General features: G+C 73.0%; 21 protein-coding genes. 12 read left to right on the top strand and 9 right to left on the bottom strand.

What is annotated here, in order from left to right; all coding sequences use genetic code 11:
* The first annotated feature begins 36 nt into the window (after positions 1-36).
* Genes metG through IFT88_RS04770 form a run of 5 tightly spaced genes read left to right on the top strand, consistent with a single transcriptional unit; the run spans position 37 to position 5060 of the window.
* Positions 37-1605, top strand: a complete 1569-nt coding sequence (gene metG, locus IFT88_RS04750) for a methionine--tRNA ligase (RefSeq protein ID WP_192119142.1) — start codon at positions 37-39, stop codon at positions 1603-1605.
* Complete coding sequence (locus tag IFT88_RS04755) at positions 1602-2591, top strand: TatD family hydrolase (protein ID WP_137847213.1); 990 nt, start codon at positions 1602-1604, stop codon at positions 2589-2591. The genes metG and IFT88_RS04755 overlap by 4 nt, the downstream gene beginning before the upstream one ends.
* Complete coding sequence (rsmA, locus tag IFT88_RS04760; RefSeq protein WP_192119144.1) at positions 2591-3508, top strand: 16S rRNA (adenine(1518)-N(6)/adenine(1519)-N(6))-dimethyltransferase RsmA; 918 nt, start codon at positions 2591-2593, stop codon at positions 3506-3508. The genes IFT88_RS04755 and rsmA overlap by 1 nt, the downstream gene beginning before the upstream one ends.
* Before the next feature lie 3 nt (positions 3509-3511).
* Positions 3512-4108, top strand: coding sequence for a hypothetical protein (locus IFT88_RS04765; RefSeq protein ID WP_192119146.1), 597 nt, complete (start codon positions 3512-3514; stop codon positions 4106-4108).
* A gap of 13 nt (positions 4109-4121) precedes the next feature.
* Complete coding sequence (locus tag IFT88_RS04770; RefSeq protein WP_056229106.1) at positions 4122-5060, top strand: 4-(cytidine 5'-diphospho)-2-C-methyl-D-erythritol kinase; 939 nt, start codon at positions 4122-4124, stop codon at positions 5058-5060.
* A gap of 110 nt (positions 5061-5170) precedes the next feature.
* Here the strand turns inward: IFT88_RS04770 and IFT88_RS04775 are convergent, their stop codons facing one another.
* Positions 5171-6838 (bottom strand): glycosyltransferase family 39 protein, encoded by a 1668-nt coding sequence (locus IFT88_RS04775; protein ID WP_192119148.1) that lies wholly within the window; start codon positions 6836-6838, stop codon positions 5171-5173.
* Here IFT88_RS04775 and IFT88_RS04780 point away from each other — a divergent pair.
* On the top strand, positions 6837-8120 hold the full coding sequence (locus tag IFT88_RS04780) for a ThiF family adenylyltransferase (protein WP_082452612.1): 1284 nt from the start codon (positions 6837-6839) through the stop codon (positions 8118-8120). The genes IFT88_RS04775 and IFT88_RS04780 overlap by 2 nt on opposite strands.
* An 11-nt stretch (positions 8121-8131) precedes the next feature.
* Here the strand turns inward: IFT88_RS04780 and IFT88_RS04785 are convergent, their stop codons facing one another.
* Together IFT88_RS04785 and moaA are read right to left on the bottom strand one after the other, a co-directional pair.
* Positions 8132-8449: a MoaD/ThiS family protein gene (locus IFT88_RS04785; RefSeq protein WP_043593465.1), complete on the bottom strand. Its 318-nt coding sequence runs from the start codon at positions 8447-8449 to the stop codon at positions 8132-8134.
* A 1-nt stretch (position 8450) separates the two neighbouring features.
* A complete protein-coding gene (gene moaA / locus IFT88_RS04790; protein WP_369700682.1) occupies positions 8451-9545 on the bottom strand; it encodes a GTP 3',8-cyclase MoaA in 1095 nt (364 codons plus the stop codon).
* A 158-nt stretch (positions 9546-9703) separates the two neighbouring features.
* On the opposite strand from moaA, the gene IFT88_RS04795 reads away from it, so the two are divergent.
* From IFT88_RS04795 to IFT88_RS04810, 4 genes are read left to right on the top strand one after another with little or no spacing between them, the layout of a single operon-like run.
* On the top strand, positions 9704-10108 hold the full coding sequence (locus IFT88_RS04795; RefSeq protein ID WP_043593466.1) for a TOBE domain-containing protein: 405 nt from the start codon (positions 9704-9706) through the stop codon (positions 10106-10108).
* A 3-nt stretch (positions 10109-10111) separates the two neighbouring features.
* The gene (gene modA / locus IFT88_RS04800) at positions 10112-10927 is read left to right on the top strand and encodes a molybdate ABC transporter substrate-binding protein (RefSeq protein WP_043593467.1); all 816 of its coding nucleotides are present in this window, start codon (positions 10112-10114) and stop codon (positions 10925-10927) included.
* Positions 10924-11784, top strand: coding sequence for an ABC transporter permease (locus IFT88_RS04805; protein WP_043593475.1), 861 nt, complete (start codon positions 10924-10926; stop codon positions 11782-11784). Before modA ends, IFT88_RS04805 begins: the two co-directional genes overlap by 4 nt.
* On the top strand, positions 11781-12839 hold the full coding sequence (locus IFT88_RS04810) for an ATP-binding cassette domain-containing protein (protein ID WP_192119150.1): 1059 nt from the start codon (positions 11781-11783) through the stop codon (positions 12837-12839). The genes IFT88_RS04805 and IFT88_RS04810 overlap by 4 nt, the downstream gene beginning before the upstream one ends.
* On the opposite strand, the gene IFT88_RS17595 is transcribed toward IFT88_RS04810, so the two are convergent.
* Positions 12827-14296 carry a glycosyltransferase 87 family protein gene (locus IFT88_RS17595; RefSeq protein WP_192119153.1) on the bottom strand — a complete coding sequence of 490 codons (1470 nt, stop codon included), beginning with the start codon at positions 14294-14296 and terminating at the stop codon, positions 12827-12829. The genes IFT88_RS04810 and IFT88_RS17595 overlap by 13 nt on opposite strands.
* A 75-nt stretch (positions 14297-14371) precedes the next feature.
* Here IFT88_RS17595 and IFT88_RS04820 point away from each other — a divergent pair, with 75 nt between their 5' ends.
* Positions 14372-15730: a molybdopterin-dependent oxidoreductase gene (locus tag IFT88_RS04820; RefSeq protein ID WP_192119155.1), complete on the top strand. Its 1359-nt coding sequence runs from the start codon at positions 14372-14374 to the stop codon at positions 15728-15730.
* A complete protein-coding gene (locus IFT88_RS04825) occupies positions 15727-16233 on the top strand; it encodes a hypothetical protein (RefSeq protein WP_192119157.1) in 507 nt (168 codons plus the stop codon). The genes IFT88_RS04820 and IFT88_RS04825 overlap by 4 nt, the downstream gene beginning before the upstream one ends.
* Here the strand turns inward: IFT88_RS04825 and IFT88_RS04830 are convergent.
* The 5 genes from IFT88_RS04830 to IFT88_RS04850 form a co-directional block, all read right to left on the bottom strand.
* Complete coding sequence (locus IFT88_RS04830) at positions 16182-16886, bottom strand: class I SAM-dependent methyltransferase (RefSeq protein ID WP_082452614.1); 705 nt, start codon at positions 16884-16886, stop codon at positions 16182-16184. The two genes, IFT88_RS04825 and IFT88_RS04830, sit on opposite strands and share 52 nt — an antisense overlap.
* On the bottom strand, positions 16883-17566 hold the full coding sequence (locus IFT88_RS04835) for a TIGR04282 family arsenosugar biosynthesis glycosyltransferase (RefSeq protein WP_192119159.1): 684 nt from the start codon (positions 17564-17566) through the stop codon (positions 16883-16885). Before IFT88_RS04835 ends, IFT88_RS04830 begins: the two co-directional genes overlap by 4 nt.
* Entirely contained in the window at positions 17563-18231 is a 669-nt protein-coding gene (locus IFT88_RS04840) for a glycosyltransferase family 2 protein (RefSeq protein WP_043596396.1), read from the bottom strand. Before IFT88_RS04840 ends, IFT88_RS04835 begins: the two co-directional genes overlap by 4 nt.
* An 85-nt stretch (positions 18232-18316) precedes the next feature.
* On the bottom strand, positions 18317-19372 hold the full coding sequence (locus IFT88_RS04845) for an NAD-dependent epimerase/dehydratase family protein (RefSeq protein ID WP_192119464.1): 1056 nt from the start codon (positions 19370-19372) through the stop codon (positions 18317-18319).
* A 56-nt stretch (positions 19373-19428) separates the two neighbouring features.
* Entirely contained in the window at positions 19429-20343 is a 915-nt protein-coding gene (locus IFT88_RS04850; protein WP_342212065.1) for an MTAP family purine nucleoside phosphorylase, read from the bottom strand.
* Between the last annotated feature and the right edge of the window lie 27 nt (positions 20344-20370).

The following is a 20370-nucleotide window of genomic DNA, read 5'->3' on the forward strand; positions in this document are numbered from 1 at the left end:
GTCATCACGTCGGTGCCCCCACCTAAGATGGTCCCCATGCCCGCCGGCGACTCCTTCTTCATCGCAACGCCCATCTTCTACGTCAACGACGTGCCGCACATCGGTCACGCCTACACCGAGGTCGCAGCCGACGTGCTCGCCCGGTGGCACCGTCAGCGGGGTGACGACGCCTGGCTGCTGACCGGCACCGACGAGCACGGTCAGAAGATCCTGCGCACCGCCACGAGTCACGGCGTGACCCCGCAAGAGTGGGCCGACAAGCTCGTCACCGAGTCCTGGAAGCCCCTGCTGAAGACCGTCGACATCGCCAACGACGACTTCATCCGCACGACCGACGCCCGCCACGAGGCCGGCGTGCAGAAGTTCCTGCAGAAGCTCTACGACGACGGCTTCATCTACCAGGGCGAGTTCGAGGGCTTCTACTGCGTCGGCTGCGAAGAGTACAAGCAGCCGAGCGACCTGGTGCCCGGCACCGGCGCCTACGAGGGCGAGCAGGTCTGCGCGATCCACAGCATCCCGGTCGAGGTGCTGCAAGAGAGCAACTACTTCTTCCGCATGAGCGACTTCGAGCAGCGACTGCTCGACCTCTACGAGGCCCAGCCCGACTTCGTGCAGCCCGACTCGGTGCGCAACGAGGTCGTCTCGTTCGTCAAGCAGGGTCTGCGCGACCTCTCGATCTCGCGACAGAGCTTCGACTGGGGCGTCAAGGTGCCCTGGGACGAGAAGCACGTCGTCTACGTGTGGTTCGACGCCCTGCTCAACTACGTCACGGCGATCGGCTACGGCGTCGACGACGACGAGTTCCGGCGTCGCTGGCCGGCCGTGCAGCTCGTCGGCAAAGACATCGTGCGGTTCCACGCCGTCATCTGGCCCGCCATGCTCATGGCGGCCGGGCTCCCGGTGCCGAAGAACGTCTTCGGCCATGGCTGGCTGCTGGTCGGCGGCGAGAAGATGTCGAAGTCGAAGCTCACGGGCATCGCCCCGCAGCAGATCACCGACGTCTTCGGGGCCGACGCGTTCCGCTACTACTTCATGCGCGCCATCACCTTCGGCCAGGACGGCAACTTCAGCTGGGAAGACATCGCGGCCCGCTACCAGGCCGAGCTGGCCAACGGGTTCGGCAACCTGGCCTCGCGCGTCGTGGCCATGATCACCCGGTACTTCGACGGCACCGTCCCCGTCGCCGGCGACCTGACCGAGGCCGACCTCGCCGTGCGCGAGACCGAGCTGCGCGTCACGGCCGAGGCCGACGCGGCGATCGACCGCTTCGCCATCAACGAGGCCTTGGCCTCCATCTGGCAGCTCGTCGACCAGCTGAACGGCTACATCACCGAGCAAGAGCCCTGGGCCATCGCGAAAGACTCGTCGCAGCGCGAGCGTCTCGCGACCGTCCTCGCCACGGCCCTGCGGGGTCTCGGCACCCTCACCGTGCTGCTGTCGCCCTTCATCCCGACGGCCACGCACACCCTGTGGCAGTCGATCGGGCAGGGCGAGCTGACCAGCCAGCCCGTCGACCGGGCGGCCGAGTGGTCCAGCGCTCCCGAGGTCCAGCCGCTCGCCGCCGGACTCTTCCCGCGCATCGAACAGCCCGAGCCCGCGGCATGAGCGACGACACGTCAGGTGACGGCGTGACCGGCGGCCCGGGCGGCGGAGGCGCGACCGCAGGTGGCCCGGCGACGCACGTCCGACACCGCTCGTCGGGCGCGGACGGCCAGAAGCGCGACCTGACCTACCCCGCGCCTCCTCAGCCCCTCGTCGTCCCGGTCTACGACAATCACACGCACCTCGAGATCGCCGACGGCGTCGGAGACGACGGCGACGGCCCCCTCGACTACCGCGAGCACCTCGACCGGGCCTCGGCCGTCGGCGTCCGCGGCGTCGTGCAGGTCGGCACCGACCTCGAGACGTCCCGCTGGTCGGCCGAGATCGCCAGCCGCGAGCCCCGCGTGCTCGCCGCCGTCGCGATCCACCCGAACGAGGCGCCGGCCCTCGCCGCCGCGGGCACCCTCGACGACGCCCTCACCGAGCTCGACGGGCTCGCCGCCCGCCCGCGCGTCCGTGCCGTCGGCGAGACCGGCCTCGACTTCTTCCGCACCGGCGACGACGGTCGCGCGGCCCAGCTCGAGGCCTTCCGCGGCCACATCGAGATCGCCAAGCGCCACGGCCTGGCGCTGCAGATCCACGACCGCGACGCCCACGACGACGTGGTCGACCTGCTGCTCGAGGTGGGCGCTCCCGAACGCACCGTGTTCCACTGCTTCAGCGGCGGGCCCGAGCTGGCGAGCATCCTCGCCGAGAACGGCTGGTACGCGTCCTTCGCCGGCACGGTGACGTTCAAGAACGCCCAGCCCCTGCGTGACGCCCTGGTGCAGCTGCCTCGCAACCTGATCATGGTCGAGACCGACGCGCCCTACCTGACGCCGGTGCCCTACCGTGGTCGGCCCAACGCGCCGTACCTCATCCCGTTCACGCTGCGGTCGATGGCCGAGACGATCGGCACCGACGTGTCGATGCTCGCCGCCCAGATCTCGTCGACGACCGAGCTCGTCTACGGCACCTGGGACAGCGAACCCGTGACGGTCGAGGGCTGATGTCGCGCGCCACCCTGCTCGGCCCCGCCGAGATCCGCGACCTCGCCGACCTGCTGGGCGTGCAGCCGACCAAGAAGCTCGGGCAGAACTTCGTCCACGACGCCAACACCGTGCGCCGCATCGTCGCCGCGTCGGGCGTCTCGGCCGGCATGACCGTCGTCGAGATCGGCCCCGGTCTCGGCTCGCTCACCCTCGGCCTGCTCGAGGCGGGTGCCAAGGTGGTGGCCGTCGAGATCGACAAGCGCCTCGCCGAGCAGTTGCCGAAGACCGTCGCACAGCTGCAGCCGGCGGCCGACCTCACCGTCGTGGTCGACGACGCCCTGCGCGTGACGACCCTGCCCGACGAGCCCACCCACCTCGTGGCGAACCTGCCGTACAACGTCAGCGTGCCGGTGCTGCTGCACTTCCTCGAACACTTCGGCGGGCTCGAGCACGGGCTCGTCATGGTGCAGTCCGAGGTCGGTCTGCGTCTCGCCGCCGAGCCCGGCTCGAAGGTCTACGGCGGCCCGAGCATCAAGGCCGCGTGGTACGGCGAATTCCGGGCCGCGGGTCAGGTCAGCCGCCAGGTGTTCTGGCCGGTGCCCAACGTCGACAGCATCCTCGTCGCCTTCGACCGCAAGCCGGCCCGGGGCAGCGAACTCGAACGTCGGGCGACGTTCGCCCTCGTCGACGCCGCGTTCCAGCAGCGTCGCAAGATGCTGCGCCAGTCGCTGTCGTCCCTCTACGGTTCGTCCGCCGCGGCGTCCGAGGCCCTCGAGCGAGCCGGCCTCGCTCCGACGCAGCGGGGCGAGCAACTCACCGTCGACGACTTCCTCGCCGTGGCCCGGGTCAGCGATGTCGACGCCCTCGCCGGGGCGTCCGTCGCCGCCGTGCTGCACGCCGACGAGGGCGAGGCCCACGAGGGCGAGGCCGACTGAGCCGTGCCCCGACGCAAGGACGGTTCCGGCGGCGTGCCCCCCGGCACGGGCGGGGTCGGGGGTGGGCGCGACGAACAGCGGCTCAGCGACGCCCGACTCGGGTCGGGCACGGGGCGCAGTGCGGCCGAGTGGTTCGCGCGGCTCGACGCCGCGGGGGCGACGCGACTGTCCCACGAGCAGATCTCGCGCCTCCTGGTCGACGAGTTCGAGGTCGTGCCGTGGTGGGCCGAGGGCATCACGGTGCGCTACGAGCAAGAGCGCGGCGTCGAGCCGCCCGGGCGTCAGCCCGACGGCAGCTACGCGGTCACCGTCGGCCGGAGCCTGCGGGGCGGAGCGCTCGAACTGTTCGACCTCGCCGTCGCCCGGTTCGCCGGGTACGCCGGGGGCCCACCCGAGGTCGTCACCCGGTCGGCGACGCACCCGACCGCCGACTGGACCCTCGCGCACGGGGACACGCTGCGCCTCCGGGTGATGTCGACCGCCGGTCCGAAGTGCTCGGTGTCGTTGACGCAGGGCAGCTTGCGCCTGCCCGAACGGGTGCAGCCCGTGAAAGAGGGGTTGACGCGGGCGTTCGGCGTCATGAGTGATCGCCAGAACTGACTAGGTTGGACGCATGACGTCCGTGGCCGCCCCGACCGTGGTCCACACGCGTGCACCGGGCAAGATCAACGTCTTCCTCGCTGTCGGCGACCTGCAGGACGACGGCTACCACGACCTCGCGACCGCCTACCAGGCCGTGTCGCTCTACGAAGACGTGCGCGCGCGTCACGCCGACGGCTTCACGGTCAGCGTCGCGGGCGGTCCGTCGATCGACGTGTCGGGCGTGCCCACCGACGGGTCCAACCTGGCGATCAAGGCCGCCCGCCTGCTGGCCGAGACGACCGGCTACACGGGCGGCGTCGCACTGACCGTCGACAAGGCGGTGCCCGTGGCCGGCGGCATGGGGGGCGGTTCGGCCGACGCCGCCGCCACGCTGCTCGCGTGCGACACCCTCTGGGGCACCGGCGTCGGTCGTGACGAACTCCTGCGGCTCTCGGCGCGACTCGGGGCCGACGTCCCGTTCGCCTTCGCCGGGGGCACCGCGATCGGCACCGGCCGCGGCGACGAACTCAGCCCGGCCCTGGCGAAGGGGCAGTTCCAGTGGGTCCTGGCCGTGGCCGACGTCGGCCTCTCGACGCCCCGCGTCTACGACGAACTCGACGCCCACCGGCTGCGGCACCAGGGCGAGATCCGGTCGGTGCGGCACCCCGTCGTCGACGCCGGCGTCCTGCAGGCCCTCCGCGCGGGTGACCCGGGCATGCTCGCCGACGCCATGCACAACGACCTCCAGGCGCCCGCCCTGCACCTCCAGCCGGGCCTGGCCGACGTCCTCGAGCTCGGCGAGGGCAACGGCGCCCTGGCGGGCATCGTGTCGGGTTCCGGCCCGACCGTGGCGTTCCTCGCGCCCGACCTCGACGGCGCCCTCGAACTCCAGATCGCCCTGAGCGCCGCCCGCCTCACGGTGGTGCGCGCGACGGGTCCCGTGCACGGCGCCCGCGTCGTCACCGACTGACTCGTTCGCCGCGGGCCCCGAGACCCTAAGAAGTCGCCGAGACCCCCGCGCGCGCACGGGGGTCTCGGCGACTTCGCGGGGTCTCGGCGACTTCGCGGGGTCTCGCGGGCTCAGCGCTCGTACTTGAGCACGTTCGTGCGGGTGAGGTGCCACTCGTCGGCGACGTGGAAGCCCTTCGCGGCGAGGTCGGCGGTGACGCGGGGGCGCCAGTCCTGCTTGTCGCTCGTGATCAGCCAGACGACGTCGAGGTCGTCGGTGCGGTCGATGACGTCCTCGAGCGGGTGCTGGACCTCCCACAGGCCGCCGGTCTCGGCCGCGGGGGTCTCGAGCGTGAAGTCGGACATGCCCTCGAACGCCGCGGGGTAGGTGTTCTCGATGATGCGCGACGTGGCCTTCGGGTGTCGACGCACGGGGCCGAAGACGACGCCCTCGGTCGTTCCGGCGGGCTCGAGGGCGCGCTGCTCGGCGACGAGGTCGGCCACCTGGTTCCAGGCGGCGGAGTCCTTCGCCTCGGGCTGTCGCTGACGTTCCCAGGTCGGGGCGGTGAGCACCAGGGCGAGCAGCAGCACGAGCGCGATGACCCGCCGCCAGGGGATGGCGGCCACCGCGACGGCCATCATGATCGCGACCGCCGGGGTGCCGAAGGTCAGGTAGCGCGGCGAGTAGAGCGGTTCGGTCACGAGCGAGACGCCCACGAGGCCGACCGTGGGCACGATCATCCAGGGCAGGACGACCTCGGCGAGACCCCGGGCGCGGGGCACGAGACCGGCGGCCACGACGACCAGGCTGGCGACCACGAGCATCCAGCCGAAGACGGCGAAACGGTCGTTCTGGTAGAACCACTGCGTCGTCAGCACCTGGTTGATCGTGGCGAAGCTCGGTCGGTCGAGCCAGCCGACCTGGCCGCTCTGCTCGGACGTGAAGTACACGACGGGCAGGCTCGCGAGACCGGCGACGGCCGCGCCGGCGAACCAGCCGAGGAACGAGCCGCGCGCGCCGTGCGGTCCGCCGACGAGCGGGGGCGGGGCCGCGGCGTCGTGCGACCGCGCCACCGACCCGGAGGAGGCGCGGAGGCGGCGCTCCCGTCGCCACTGCACCAGCATGGTGACGCCGTGCCCCACCACGACGAAGGCCACGTACAGGAAGAACAGCACCGAGACGACGGCGAGCACCGCGTAGAGGACCCACCAGCGCACCGCCGACGCCCGGGTGCGGGTCTCGCCCACCTGGGCGGTGCGGCGCGCGGCGGTGACGAGCACGATGGTCAGGACGACGGCGAACATCGCCGAGAAGGCGTACGAACGGCCCTCGCCGCCCATCCAGGTCACGCGGGGGATCAGGCAGAACAGCAGGCCGGCGACCACGGCCGTCCGGCGGTCGGCCAGGGTGCGCGCCAGCACGACCGTGAACGCGGCCGCCAGCCCCGTGACGATCGTGCTGGGCACGCGCAGCGACACGGGGGAGTACGGGAACACGTCGAACCAGAGGTGCATGAACGCGTAGTAGGTGGCGTGCACCAGGTCGACGGTCTGGACCATCTGCCAGAGCTGTCCCCAGCTGCGGGTCGCCGAGATGACCGTCGCGGCCTCGTCGTACCAGACCGAGGGCACCCACAGGAAGGCACCCGAGATCGCCGCGGCCAGCAGCCCGATCAGCAGGGCGTCGAGGTGACGCCAGTGCCGGAGGCGCGCGAGGGTCGTGCCCCGACCGGTGTCGGAGGTCGTGGGTACAGTGGGCGCGGTCGAACGACGGTCGGCCGGATTCAGGAGGTTCGTCATGTCGTCTCTTCCCCCTCTCGGCGGATCTCGCGCGCGACACGGTGGTGACGCGCACGGGGCGGCCGTGCGCGACGGTGGCGTGCACGGTGCCGACGTGCGCGACGGCGGACACGGCGGCGACCCCGCCGAGGGCGAACGCTACTCGCGAAGCGTGCGCCTGCCGGGGTTCGGTCTGGGCTCCCAGGGGCGCCTGGCGGCGTCGAGGGTGCTGGTGGTCGGGGCCGGCGGGCTGGGCGCGCCGGTCATCCAATATCTCGCAGCCTCGGGTGTGGGAACCCTGGGAATCGTCGACGACGATGCCGTCGATCTGTCGAACCTACAACGCCAGGTGCTGTTCCGCCCCGACCAGCTGGGCTTCCCGAAGGCCCGTGCCGCCGCCGACTGGGTGCGCGCCGCGAACCCCGACGTGACCGTCGTCGCCCACCCGTTCCGCCTGAGCGAACGCACCGCCGACCTGCTCGACGACTACGACCTCGTGGTCGACGGCAGCGACTCGTTCGACACCTGCTACCTCGTGGCCGACGCCGCGGCCGCCCGTGGCCTGCCGGTCGTCTGGGGCAGCGTCAACCGCTGGGACGGCCAGTTCAGCGTCTTCTGGGACGACGCCCCCGACGGCCGGGCGGTCGACTACCGCGACCTCCACCCCGCCCCGCCCGCCTCGGGCTGGGACGAGTCCTGTGCCGACGTCGGCGTGCTGGGGCCGCTGTGCGGCACGGTGGGCACGGGCATGGCGAGCGAGGTCGTCAAGCTGCTGACCGGTCTGGGCGAGCCGTTGCTCGGCCGGGTCGTGACCGTCGACGCCCTGGGTGGCACCTGGCGCGAGAGCCGGTTGGCCCGTGCCCCGCACCGGGTCGAGGCCCGGGCCACGGTGAACGACGCGCGCCGCGCCTCCTCGTCCTCGGTCCCGGGGACGTCGGCGACCACCACCGAGGCACCGGTGCGCGGCCGTCGCGTCGGCCCCGACGTCGACGCCGACGAGCTGTCGACCCTGCTCGGGGCGCGCGCGGCCGGCGACGCCGATTTCACCTTGCTCGACGTGCGCGAGGTCGACGAGCACGACTTCGCCCACATCACCGGTGACGTGCAGGCCCCCGGGTACGGCACGCGCACCCGTCAGCGGCCCGAGCTCGACCCGGCGCAGCGGGTGGTCGTCTACTGCGCCCGAGGTCCCCGGGCCCGCGCCGCGGCCGACCTGCTGGCGGGCGAGGGCTTCGACGTGTCGGTGCTGCACGGCGGCATGCTCGGGTGGCAGCTCGCGCAGGGGGCACCCACGCGGCCCTAGGCGGGCTGCCGTCAGCCGCCGGCGAAGGGCGGCATGACGTCGATCACCGTGCCGTCGGGGACGAGCTGTTCGCGGTCGCGCGTGGTCAGGCCGTCGACGAGGAACGAGCAGCGCAGCAGCACGTCGCGGAAGTCCGCGGCCGACACGCCCTCGACCGGGCGGACCTCGGTCAGCAGGCGTCCGATGGTCGGGCGTTCGCCCGCGGGCACCTCGACGCGCTGGTCGTCGCGGCCCACGGCGGTGCGGGCGGCGGCGAAGAACCGCAGCGTCGCCGAGACGGGGGTCGAGGCGGCCTCGTCGACGGTGGGGGCGGGGTTCGTGGTCGTCATCTCAGCCTCCGATGGCGCTCATGGTGCGTTCGGGCTGGACGAAGTCAGGGTCGTCGATGCCGTGGCCCGAGGGCTTGGCCCACATGGCGCCGCGCCAGGCGTCGGCCAGTTCGAGGTCGCTCGCCCCGCTGCGCAGCAGGTCGCGCAGGCCGGTCTCGCCGCCGCTGAAGAGGCAGCTGCGGATGCCGCCCTCGGCGGTCATGCGGGTGCGTCGGCAGTCGGCGCAGAACGGTTCGCTCACCGAGGCGATGATGCCGACCCGCCCGGTCAGGCCGGCGTCGTCGCCGCGGCCGACGGCGTCGAACAGCTCGGCGGGGGCGCCGTCACGCAGGACGTCGGCGGGGCTGAGGTCGAAGCGCGTGGCGATCAGCGAGTGGATGTCCCGGGAGGTGACGAAGGAGGCGCGGTCCCAGCTGCGGTCGGCGTCCAACGGCATCTGCTCGATGAAGCGCAGCTCGTGGCCGCCGCGCAGGGCCCAGGCGAGCAGGTCGGGCGCCTCGTGGTCGTTGACGCCCGGTAGCAGCACCGCGTTGATCTTGACCGGGGTGAGGCCGGCCGCCGCGGCGGCGTCGACCCCGGCGAGCACCTTGTCGAGGAACGGGCGACGCGAGACCTTCATGAACGTCTCGGCGTGCAGCGAGTCGAGCGACACGTTGACCCGGTCGAGCCCGGCGTCGGCGAGGGCCTGGGCGCGGTGCGCCAGGCCGATGGCGTTCGTGGTCAGCGAGACCTCGGGCCGCGGGTCGATCGCGGCGACCCGTCGGACGATGTCGATCAGGTCGGCACGCAGCAGCGGCTCGCCGCCGGTGAACCGCACCTGCCGGATGCCGAGGTCACGCACGCCGATGCCGACCAGCCGCACGATCTCGTCGGCGTCCAGCGCCTGTTCACGGGGGAGCGCCGGCAGGCCTTCGGCCGGCATGCAGTACGTGCAGCGCAGGTTGCACTTGTCGGTCAGCGAGACCCGCAGATCGGTCGCGGTCCGACCGAAGCGGTCGAGCAGTCCGGGTGCCACGTCGTTCGTCGGCCGCGGGGGCAGCAGGGCGTCGGCGGAGGCCCGGCCGGGCATGGTGGGCAGTCCGAGCGAGACGGTCATTCGTCGAGGTTAAGCCCGCGAGGCCGAACGTGCGGTGTCCGGGGGAGGCGACCCGCGCCTCCGTTCGCTCACCGGCGCACGGCGCCCGGCGTCGGAGGCTCGCCCGACGACGTCCGCCGGGGGCGCGCGTCCGCGCATTCGGAACTAGGATAGCTCTCATGACGCAGATACGGATCAAGGATGCCGCGGCGTTCCTCGGCGTGAGCGACGACACGGTGCGTCGCTGGATCGACCTCGGACTGCTCGAGAGCGTGAAGGACGACGCCGGGCGCGGCGTGGTCGACGGCCTCGCGCTCGCGACGCTCGCCCGGAAGAACGCCGTCCTGCCCGCCGACCCGTCCGAGGTGGGGCGCTCGGCACGCAACCGCCTGGTGGGCGTCGTCACCGAGATCACGGCGGACCGGGTCATGGCCCAGGTCGAACTGCAGTGCGGACCCCACCGCATCGTCTCGCTGATGAGCAGCGAGGCCGTCCGCGAGCTGGGCCTCGAGCCCGGCTCGGTGGCCATCGCCGTCGTCAAGGCCACGACGGTCATCATCGAGACCCCCGGCGGGAAGGCCTGACCCATGAGAAGAATCCGCTCGAACCTCACGACGCTCGCCGGAACCCTCGCGGTGGCGACGGCCCTCGCCCTGACGGGCTGCTCGGGTGCGAGCGTCGATCCGGCGACCAGCGCGACCCCGACGGCCTCCGGCTCGGCGCTCGACGGGTCGATCACCGTCTACGCCGCTGCCTCGCTCAAGAAGACGTTCACCGAGTTGGCCGACGAGTTCGAGGAGGCCCACCCCGGCACGACCGTCGAGCTGACCTTCGCGGGGTCGTCCGATCTCGTCACGCAGATCACCGAGGGCGCCCCCGCGGACGTCTTCGCCTCGGCCGACGAGAAGAACATGGCCGAGCTGACCGACGCCGGTCTCGTCGACCCGTCGGCGTCCGAGGACTTCGCCACGAACGTCCTCACCATCGCCGTGCCGCCGTCGAACCCTGCCGGGGTCTCCGACTTCGCCGACCTCGCGAAGCCCGACGTGAAGACCGTGATCTGCGCGGCCCAGGTGCCCTGCGGGGCGGCCACGAAGACCGTCGAGGAGGCCACCGGCGTCACGATCTCGCCGGTCAGCGAGGAGTCGTCGGTGACCGACGTGCTCGGCAAGGTCACCTCGGGCGAGGCCGACGCCGGGCTGGTCTACGTCACCGACGTCGAGGCCGCTGGCGACGGTGTCGAGGGCATCGACTTCCCCGAGGCGGACCAGGCCGTCAACACCTACCCGATCGCCCCCGTGGCCGACACGGCGAACCCGGAGGTGGCCGAGGCGTTCGTCGCCTTCGTCACCGGCGAGGTCGGGCAGGGCGTGCTGCGGGCCGCCGGCTTCGGCAGTCCGTGACCTCGACCGTCAGGCCCGGGCCCTCCGCCCGCCTCCTCCGTCGACGTCGCCGGGCGTACGCGAGCGTCCCGGCCTGGGTCGCGGTCGTCGCGGCGCTCGGTGCCGCCTTCGTGCTGCTGCCCCTCGTCGCCATGGTGTCGAGGGTCGACTGGGCCGAGTTCGTGCCGCTGGTCACGTCCGAGTCCTCGGTCGCCGCGTTCTGGCTCAGCCTCCGCACCTCGATGACGGCCACCCTGATCTGCGTCGTGCTGGGCGTCCCGATGGCCGTCGTGCTGGCCCGCACCGAGTTCCGCGGCCAGAAGGTCCTGCGGTCGCTCGTACTGCTGCCGCTGGTGCTCCCGCCCGTCGTCGGGGGCATCGCGTTGCTCTACACCTTCGGGCGCCGCGGCCTGCTCGGCCAGACCTTCGACGCGCTCGGCGTCACCATCGCGTTCTCGACGACGGCGGTCGTGCTGGCCCAGACCTTCGTCGCCCTCCCCTTCCTGGTGCTGAGCCTCGAGGGCGCCCTCCGCACGGTGGGCACGCGCTACGAGGCCGTCGCCTCGACCCTGGGGGCCCGACCCACGACCGTGCTGCGGCGGGTCACCCTGCCGCTCGTGCTGCCCGCCCTCGTCTCGGGAGCCGTGCTGTCGTTCGCACGCGCCCTCGGCGAGTTCGGGGCGACGCTGACCTTCGCCGGGTCGCTGCAGGGCGTCACGCGCACCCTGCCGCTCGAGATCTACCTGCAACGCGAGACCGACCCCGACGCCGCCGTGGCGCTGTCGCTCGTGCTCGTCCTCGTGGCGGTCGTCGTCGTCGCCCTCGCGCATCAGGCCGGCCAGTCCTCCGGTGCCGCCACGAGGAGGCGCGGGTCGTGACGCTCGAGTTCGCGGCGGTCGTCGAGGACCGCGGCTTCGACGTCGAGTTGACCGTCGCCGAGGGCGAGACGGTGGCCGTCCTCGGCCCGAACGGTGCGGGCAAGTCGACGCTGCTGGCGTTGATCGCGGGCCTGCTGCGACCCGACCACGGCACGGCCCGGCTGGGTGGCCACCTGCTCTTCGACGTCGACGACCGAGGGCGGGGGCCTGCGCTGCGCCCGCACGAGCGTGGCGTCTCGATGCTCGCGCAGGACGCCCTGCTCTTCCCCCACCTCAGTGCCCTCGACAACGTCGCGTTCGGCCCGCGCAGCGCCGGCGTGCGGCGCCACGAGGCCGGCCGACGTGCCGCCGACTGGCTCGCCCGGGTCGACGCGACGGGGCTCGCCGACCGCCGGCCGGCGCAGCTCTCGGGCGGCCAGGCGCAGCGCGTCGCCGTCGCTCGCGCCCTGGCGGCGGGTCCCGACCTGCTTCTGCTCGACGAGCCGATGGCCGCCCTGGACGTGTCGGTGGCTCCCGCCCTGCGACGGACCCTCCGCGACGTCCTGGCCGACCGCACGGCGATCGTCGTCACGCACGACGTCCTCGACGCCTTCACCCTGGCCGACCGGGTCGTCGTGCTCGAGGGCGGTCGGGTCGTCGACGCCGGACCGACGCACGACGTCCTCGAACGCCCGACCACGCCGTTCGCGGCCGGGCTCGCGGGCCTGGACCTGTTGACCGGCACGGCTCACGGGGGAGGCGTCCGGCTGGAGGACGGCACCCAGCTGACCGCCCGGTCCGCCGACGGGCTCCCGGCGGGAGCGGCGGCCGCGGTGGCCGTGCGACCGAGCACCGTGCGCGTGTCGACCGGGTCCCCTGCGAGTCCGACGCCATCCGAGAACGTCCTCGACGTCGTCGTCACGGACCTCGAGCCCCGCGGGGACGTCGTCCGCGTCCGGGCCGGCGACGTGTCGGCCGACGTCCCGCCCGGCGTGGTCGCCGGCCTCGACCTCGTGCCGGGCAGCGCCGTCCGCTTCTCGTTCGACGCCGGGGACGCCGTCGCCTACCTGGTCTGAGCGGGCCCGGGGGCCGACGAGGGGGCGGACCGTCGGTGGCCGACGACCCGACGCAGCCGGTCGACGTCGTGCCCGACGGCGTCGAGCAACCGGTCGGTGAAGCCGGGGCCGGCCCGCCAGAGCGTCACGAGCAGGATGACGAGCACGGCCGAGGCGAGCGACGCCCGCTGCAGCGCCATGCCCGGCTCGAGTTGCCGGACGAGCAGGGCGAGCGGGATCGCCAGCCACTCCACCCGCCCGGTCAGCGCGACGAACGGCACGAGCAGCAGCGCGTACCAGGGGTAGCGCGGGCTGACCGCGACGAGCGTCACGCCGATCATCACGAGCTGCCCGAGCCACGGGTCGTGTGCCGGGGTCCTCACCCACACGAGCACCGCCGTGACGCCGACGATCAGCACGGCGACCGGTGTCGTCCACGCGTCCGGCATGAAGGCCGACAGGAACACGAAGCGCGACCCGTCCTCGTAGCCCTCTTCGGTCAGGTAGCCCGGCAGGTACCCGAGCACGCCCCACCCGGTCATGGCGACGTAGGGAACGTAGAGCACGGCGAAGGTGACGACGGAGGCGCTGATCACCTTCCAGGGCTGCCCGCGCAGCAGGGCGGGTGCCGCGATCACCGGGATCAACTTGGTCGCGATCGCGGCCCCGAGCGCGATGCCGCCGCGGAGTCGCCGGCCGGTCGCGACGAGCAACGACGCGGCGACCACGAGCACGGCACCCAGGAGGTCGACGTGGGAGTTCGTGACGCCCTCGCCGACCACGAGCGGGCACCAGCCCCACAGCGCGGCCCAGCGGGGGTCGAGACCGCGACGGCGCAGGGTCGCCAGCAGGGCCAGGGTCGTCCCCAGCACGAGCACGAAGCCCATGGCCTGCAGCGGGAAGAACCCGGCGTCGGGACCGACCACCGCCGAGACCGCCCAGAAGTACAGTTCGGCCATCGGCGGGTAGATGGTCGGCACGTCGGGCCGGTTGATCAACGTGCAGACGACGTCGCCGGTCTGGCTGTCGTAGGCGCGGTGCACCTGGCGGTCGGGCTCGCCGCAGCGTTCGCCGATCGTGCCGTCGTCGCGGGTGAACGGCGTCGACTCGGGGAAGATCCACGCCGGTCTCAGGTCGCGCAACTCGCCTGCGTCGGGCGTGTACTCGTACGGCGAGACGCCGGCGGTCTGCACGATGCCGTCCCAGGCGTAGCGCGCCGGGTCGGTGCTCGTGTTGGGCACGCCGGTCAGACCCGCCCCGCCGACCAGGGCCGTGCCCGCCACGACGAGAGCGGTGACGTGTCGCACGGGCACCCGTCGCAGCAGCACCACCGCCAGGGCGAACAGCGCCCAGCACACGGCGGTCCAGACGACGAAGTCGGTCCGCAGTTCTTTCGTGAGGAACCCGACGTTCACGACTCCCCAGGCGATCGCCCCGGCCAATCCGAGGACGGCCACGGCCGCGAACACAGTACGCACGCCCCCAGTCTGGCCGAATCGGCCCTGGGAGTCGTGCACATCGGAGATGATGAGCCACATGAGACGACCAACACCATGAGGCGCCTGCTGTACGAGGCGCGCCGCGCCGCCTCGTCGCCGAACCGCAACGCCCGGTCGGCGACCGTCTTCGGTCGCCTCCTCGGCGCCGCGTTCGTCATCTGCCTGCTGACCGGGCTCTACAGCCACTTCCTGCAGGAACCGCTCGACGGGATGCGGTTCCCGACGAGCCCCGTCTGGCTCTACCAGGTGAGCCAGGGCATCCACATCACCGCCGGGATCGCCTGCATCCCCCTGCTGCTGGCGAAGCTGCACTCGGTGTTCCCGCAGCTCTTCCAGCACCCGCCGATCAAGCACCCGGTCGACGTGCTCGAGCGCGCCTCCATCGCCCTGTTCGTCGCGGCGACGATCCTGCAGCTCGTCACCGGCCTGCTGAACACGTACCAGTACTACCCGTGGCCGTTCCCGTTCAAGCAGGTGCACTTCGCCCTGTCGTTCGTCATCATCGGCTCGCTCGCCGTCCACATCGCGGTGAAGCTGCCGCTGATCACCCGCTACTGGCGGGCGCGTGACAGCTACGACGCCGAGGGGCGTTTCGTCGAGCCGTCGGCCGAGCTCGACGAGGCCCGCGCCGCGTTCGTGGGCGAGACCGAGGCGACCGCCGAGCTCGCCCGCTTCCGTGCCGTGCGCGACGCCGACGGGACGCGACGCGACCGTGATCCGCACGCCGCACCTCCTGCTCCCGCCCGGGGCCTCACCGGCCGCGTGACGCGCTGGATCGACTCCGCGCACGACGTCGACCGCGAGCCGGGTCGCGCCCGGGTGTCGCGCCGCGGCTTCTTCACCGCCGCCGGCGTCGCCACCGGGGGAGTCGTCGCGCTCACGGCCGGGCAGTCCTTCGCCCCTTTGTCGCCGCTCAACGCCTTCGCTCCGCGGCAGCGCGGACTCGGTCCGAACGACCTGCCGATCAACCGCACGGCGGCCGCGGCCCAGGTGCTCGAGACGGCCATGGACCCCGACTGGCGGCTCGACGTCGTCGTCGGCGGCGTCGCGACCTCGTTCACGCTCGACACCCTGCGCGGGTTCGACGGGGCCGACGAGCGCCTGCCGATCGCCTGCGTCGAGGGCTGGAGCCAGACCGGCGCCTGGCGCGGGGTCCGCCTCGTCGACCTGCTGGCCGCCGCCGGAGCCCCGACCGACCACCGTCTGCGGCTCACCAGCCTCGAGAAGAAGGGTGGCTACCGCGTGACCGAGATGGGCCCCGAGTACGCCTCCGACCCGCGCACCCTCGTCGCCCTCGAGCTGAACGGCGAGCCGCTCAGCATCGACCACGGCTACCCGGCGCGCATGATCGCCCCGGGGCGCCCCGGCGTGCTGCAGACCAAGTGGCTCAGCTCGATCGAGGTGCTCTCGTGACCGCGCGCGTCCCCTCGGCCGCGTCGAGCGCCGGAGGCGCGGGCACGTCGCGCACCGTCCGCGTCGTGCGGGGGGTGCTGATCGCCCTCGGCATCGCCCTGATCGGCCTCGGCGGCTGGGTGCTCACCGACACGGTCAACCCGAACCGGTACGGCGGCCTGCTGCTCTGGCTGGTCGGCTCGGTCGTCGTCCACGACGCCGTGCTCGCCCCCGTCGTGGCCGTCGTCTCGCTGGTCGTGCGACGGACCGGGCGTCGCGTCCGACCTGCCGTCCTCTGGATCGTGCAGGGCGCGGTCGTCGTCGGGGCGATCTTCTCGCTGATCGTGGTGCCCGAGATCGTCGCGAAGACGAAGGGCCCGAAGAACGACACGGTGCTGCCGTTCGACTACGGCCTGCGCCTGGCCGTGCTCTGGCTCGTGATCGCGGCGGTGGCCGCCGGCCTCGTGGCGCTCTACCTGGCGCGCAGGCGGCAGAAGGTGCGTCCGTCGACCGACCAGGTCTGAGCGACTCGCAGGCCCGACCGCTTGGCGTGGCGGTGCAGGGCCTCGCGGCCGACCTCGGCCCAGGGGAAGGTCGCGCTGGCGTGCCCCTGGTCGTCGACCACGTGGGCTTCGTAGCTGTCGTCCAGCGACGCCTCGGGGGCGGTCTCGACGACGATCGAGCCGGTCGCCGTGAGGATCTCGGCGCAGCGGGTCAGCAGCGCCGTCGGGTCGCCGCCGATGCCGACGTTGCCGTCGAGCAGCAGGGCGAGGTTCCACTGGCCCTCGCGGGGCAGCGGGTCGAAGACCGAACCGCCGGCCACGGGCAGGCCGGCCTCGCGGGCCATCGCGACGGCCGTGGGCGAGACGTCCAGGCCGAGCACGGTCAGGCCGCGGTCGACGGCGGCACGCACCATGCGGGCGGGCCCGCAGCCGATGTCGAGCACCGGGCCGGTCTCGTCGTCGAGGGTCGTGAGGTCGGCGGCGTCGGCGTCGGCGCTCCAGCGCGCGACGTCGAACGCTTCGTCGGCGTCGCCCGCGGCAGGGGGCGACGCCGGGCGTCCGGCACCGCCGGTCACGCGGACGAGTTGCAGGAGCCCCTCGTGACGCAGGGCGCGGGCGTACGGCTCCGCGCCTCCTGATCCGAAGGTGGCGGGTCGGTCGGGGGCGATGGTCACGAGGTGACCCCTTCTGTGGCGGGATCGGTCGTGCGGGCGACGCCGTTCGTGGTGGTGGTGGCAGCGGCCTCGGCGTGCCGCAGGGCCGCCGCGAACCGGCTGTCGGGTGCGGTGGCCGCGACGAGGCGGGCGTCGTCGATGGTGTCGACGTCGACGAGTTCGGGCAGCATGCGCACGCTGAGGCCGGCGTCGGCGAGCCGACGGAGCTGGTGGGCGCCCGTGTCGTCCCGCGACATCGGCACGCCGCGCAGCAGGTCGCCGGTCGGTCGGGCGAGGCCCAGCGCCCAGAATCCGCCGTCGTTCGCGGGCCCGAACCAGGTGTCGACGTCGTCGGTCCACGCGTCGAAGACGGGTGCGAGGGCCTCGACCGTCACCTGGGGGGTGTCCATGCCGATCAGCACGGTCTTCCCGTCGACCTCGTCGAAGAGGGCGCCGAGGCGTGCGTCGAGGTCGCCACCGATCTGAGGGATCACATCGAAGTCTTCGGAGCCGACGGGCCTCCGGTTGCCGTCGAACAGCAACACGCGCCGCGTGGCCGGCAGGCGGCGGGCCACGTCGAGGGTGTCCTGGATGGCGGCGGCGGCCACGTCGGCGGCCTGCTCGAGGCTGAGCGGGGGGTGCAGGCGCGTCTTGACCTTGCCCGGGATCGTCTCTTTCGCGATCACCACGAGGGTCGTCATCGGCCGACCTCCCGCAGCAGGCGGGACATGTCCTTGATCGCGACCGACGTGCCGCGGATGGTGCCGGTCACCTTGCTCCGGCCGACCCGGGGCGAGTACGGGGCGTCCTGCTCGACGATGCGCCAGCCGGCCTCGCTGGCGCGCAGCACCATCTCGAGCGGGTAGCCGCTGCGGCGGTCTTTCAGGTCGAGGTCGAGCAGTGCCCGGCGCCGGGCCACGCGCATGGGGCCGAGGTCGTGCAGGGCGACGCCGCTGGCGCGCCGCATGAGGTGCGAGAGGGCGAGGTTGGCGAGGCGGGCGTGCACCGGCCAGGCGCCCCGGGTGGTCGGGCGGCGACGGCCGAGGACGAGATCGGCGTCACCGGCCATCACGGGGGCGGCGAGGGCGACGAGGTCGGCGGGGTCCATCGATGCGTCGGCGTCGCAGAACGCCACGTAGTCGGCCGTGGCCGCCTCGAGACCGGCGTGGGCGGCGCTGCCGAAGCCGCGCCGCGCCTCCTGCACGACGGTCGCGCCGTGCTCGGCGGCGACGCGGGCGGAGTCGTCGGTCGAGCCGTTGTCGACGACGATGGCGTGCCAGCCCTCGGGCAGGCGGCCGAGCACCCACGGCAACGCGCCTTCTTCGTCGAGACAGGGAAGCACGACGTCGACTCGGGGGCTGCTCATCCTGTCGACTGTACGGATGCGATCCCATGAAGGTGATGGGAACGGGCGGCCCGCGCCCCGAACGGGGGGAGCCGCCCCACTCCGCCTACCGGACGACCGCGGCGCGCAGCGGGGCCGTGGCGAACTCGTGCATGCCCTGCTCGAAGGTCACGCTGGGTCGCCAGCCCAGCTCGCCCTGCAACCGGGCCGACGACGCGGTGACGTGCCGCACGTCGCCCGCACGGTACTCGCCCGTGACGACGGGCTCGGGACCACCGGCCTCGCGGGCCAGGGCCTCGGCCATCTCGCCGATGGTGTGCACCGTGCCGCTGCCGACGTTGAACGCTCGGAACGTGTCGGTCGGCTGGTCGGCCGTCCACCCGAGGGCCGCGAGGTTGGCGGACGCGATGTCGCGGACGTGGACGAAGTCGCGCCGTTGGGCACCGTCCTCGAAGACGCGAGGTGCCTCGCCGCGTTCGAGCGCCGAGCGGAAGAGCGAGGCCACGCCGGCGTAGGGCGTGTTCTGCGGCATGCCCGGACCGTAGACGTTGTGGTAGCGCAGGGCGGCGGCCCGACCGCCGGTGCTGCGTGCCCACGAGGTCGACAGGTGTTCCTGGGTCAGCTTCGTGATGGCGTAGACGTTGCGGGGGTCGAGCGGGGCCTCCTCGCCGATCAGCTGCGGCTCGAGCAGCTCACCCGCCTCGTCACGCGGGTCGAAGACGCCGGCGTCGAGGTCGGCGATCCGGCGGGGGGCGGGGCGCTCGGTCGCGCCGGACGAGGTGCGGTAGCTGCCCTCGCCGTAGACGACCATCGACGAGGCCACGACGAGGCGGTCGACGCCGGCGCGGTCCATCGCCGCGAGCACGACGGCCGTGCCGAGCTCGTTCGACGAGACGTAGTCGGGCGCGTCCTGGAAGTCCACGCCGAGCCCGACCTTGGCCGCCTGGTGACAGACCGCGTCGACGCCCACGAGTGCCCGGTCGACGGTCTCGGCATCCCGCACGTCGCCGTGCACGAAGTCGACGCGCGGGTCGACCGTCGGCTCGCCGCCGTGCACGTCGGGCCGCAGCGAGTCGAGCACGCGCACCCGCCAGCCGCCCTCGAGCGCGAGGTCGACGATCGCCGACCCGATGAAGCCGGCCCCGCCGGTGACGAGCAGCAGGCCGGGACCGTCGGCGGACGCAGCGGGGGCAGCTGACGAGGAGGCGCGGGCCGCGTTCACAGCGCGGCCTTCCGAGCCGAGACGGGCCGCGAGAGCACCTCGGCCACCGCCTCGGGCGGCATCAGCTCGCGCGGCGAGTAGTCGTCGGGCAACGCGGCGACGATCGACTCGATGGCCGCGACGATGCGCGGCTGGGCGGCCGCGAGCCGTTCGAAGACGAGCGAGGCGCTCACCGCGTCGGCGTCGGGCGCGTCGCCCTCGGCCGGGGCCAGACCGGCGTCGCTGTCGGTCACGTACGAGAGGTTGACGGCCCCCATGCCGAGTTCGAGGGTGAGCGGGATCTCGGGGTACATCGTCATGTTGACCGTGTGCGCCCCCGCGGCACGGAACCACAGCGACTCGGCCCGGGTCGAGAACCGCGGCCCCTGGATCACGACGCAGGTGCCGGTCGGGGCGAACGGCTCGCCCTGCGCCTCGAGGGCCGCGATCGCGGCGGCCCGGAGCACGGGGTCGAACGGGTCGGCGGCGATCAGGTGCTGCACGTGCCCCTCGACGTCGAAGAACGTGTCGCGGCGTCCCCAGGTGCGGTCGATGAACTGGTCGGTGACGACCATCGTGCCCGGGGCGACGTCGGGGCTGACCCCGCCGACCGCCGAGGACGACACGATGGCCTTCGCTCCGAGCGACGCGAGCGCCCACACGTTGGCCCGGTAGTCGATCAGGTGCGGCGCGACCGCGTGGCCCGCGCCGTGCCGGGTGAGGAACGCCACCCGCTTGCCGCCCAGCTCGCCGATCGTCACCTCGCTCGAGGTCGGGCCGTAGGGAGTCTCGACGACGTGCCGGGTCGCCTCGCCCTCGGCGAAGAGCGAGTACAGCCCCGATCCGCCGATGACGGCGACGTCGACGGGCGGCGGCCCCGAGGAGGCGCGGGTGGGCTGAGGGACGTCGGTCTCGGTCGCGGGGTCGGTCACCCCCGATACGCTACTGACCATCGCCCG

This window comes from Frigoribacterium sp. CFBP 8751 (assembly GCF_014841545.1).
Classification (GTDB): Bacteria; Actinomycetota; Actinomycetes; order Actinomycetales; family Microbacteriaceae; genus Frigoribacterium.

Coding starts and splice junctions, on each gene's coding strand:
- metG (WP_192119142.1), top strand. CDS start 37: ATGCCCGCCGGCGACTCCTTCTTCATCGCAACGCCCATCTTCTACGTC.
- IFT88_RS04755 (WP_137847213.1), top strand. CDS start 1,602: ATGAGCGACGACACGTCAGGTGACGGCGTGACCGGCGGCCCGGGCGGC.
- rsmA (WP_192119144.1), top strand. CDS start 2,591: ATGTCGCGCGCCACCCTGCTCGGCCCCGCCGAGATCCGCGACCTCGCC.
- IFT88_RS04770 (WP_056229106.1), top strand. CDS start 4,122: ATGACGTCCGTGGCCGCCCCGACCGTGGTCCACACGCGTGCACCGGGC.
- IFT88_RS04780 (WP_082452612.1), top strand. CDS start 6,837: ATGTCGTCTCTTCCCCCTCTCGGCGGATCTCGCGCGCGACACGGTGGT.
- IFT88_RS04775 (WP_192119148.1), bottom strand. CDS start 6,838: ATGACGAACCTCCTGAATCCGGCCGACCGTCGTTCGACCGCGCCCACT.
- IFT88_RS04785 (WP_043593465.1), bottom strand. CDS start 8,449: ATGACGACCACGAACCCCGCCCCCACCGTCGACGAGGCCGCCTCGACC.
- moaA (WP_369700682.1), bottom strand. CDS start 9,545: ATGACCGTCTCGCTCGGACTGCCCACCATGCCCGGCCGGGCCTCCGCC.
- IFT88_RS04795 (WP_043593466.1), top strand. CDS start 9,704: ATGACGCAGATACGGATCAAGGATGCCGCGGCGTTCCTCGGCGTGAGC.
- modA (WP_043593467.1), top strand. CDS start 10,112: ATGAGAAGAATCCGCTCGAACCTCACGACGCTCGCCGGAACCCTCGCG.
- IFT88_RS04820 (WP_192119155.1), top strand. CDS start 14,372: ATGAGGCGCCTGCTGTACGAGGCGCGCCGCGCCGCCTCGTCGCCGAAC.
- IFT88_RS04835 (WP_192119159.1), bottom strand. CDS start 17,566: ATGACGACCCTCGTGGTGATCGCGAAAGAGACGATCCCGGGCAAGGTC.
- IFT88_RS04840 (WP_043596396.1), bottom strand. CDS start 18,231: ATGAGCAGCCCCCGAGTCGACGTCGTGCTTCCCTGTCTCGACGAAGAA.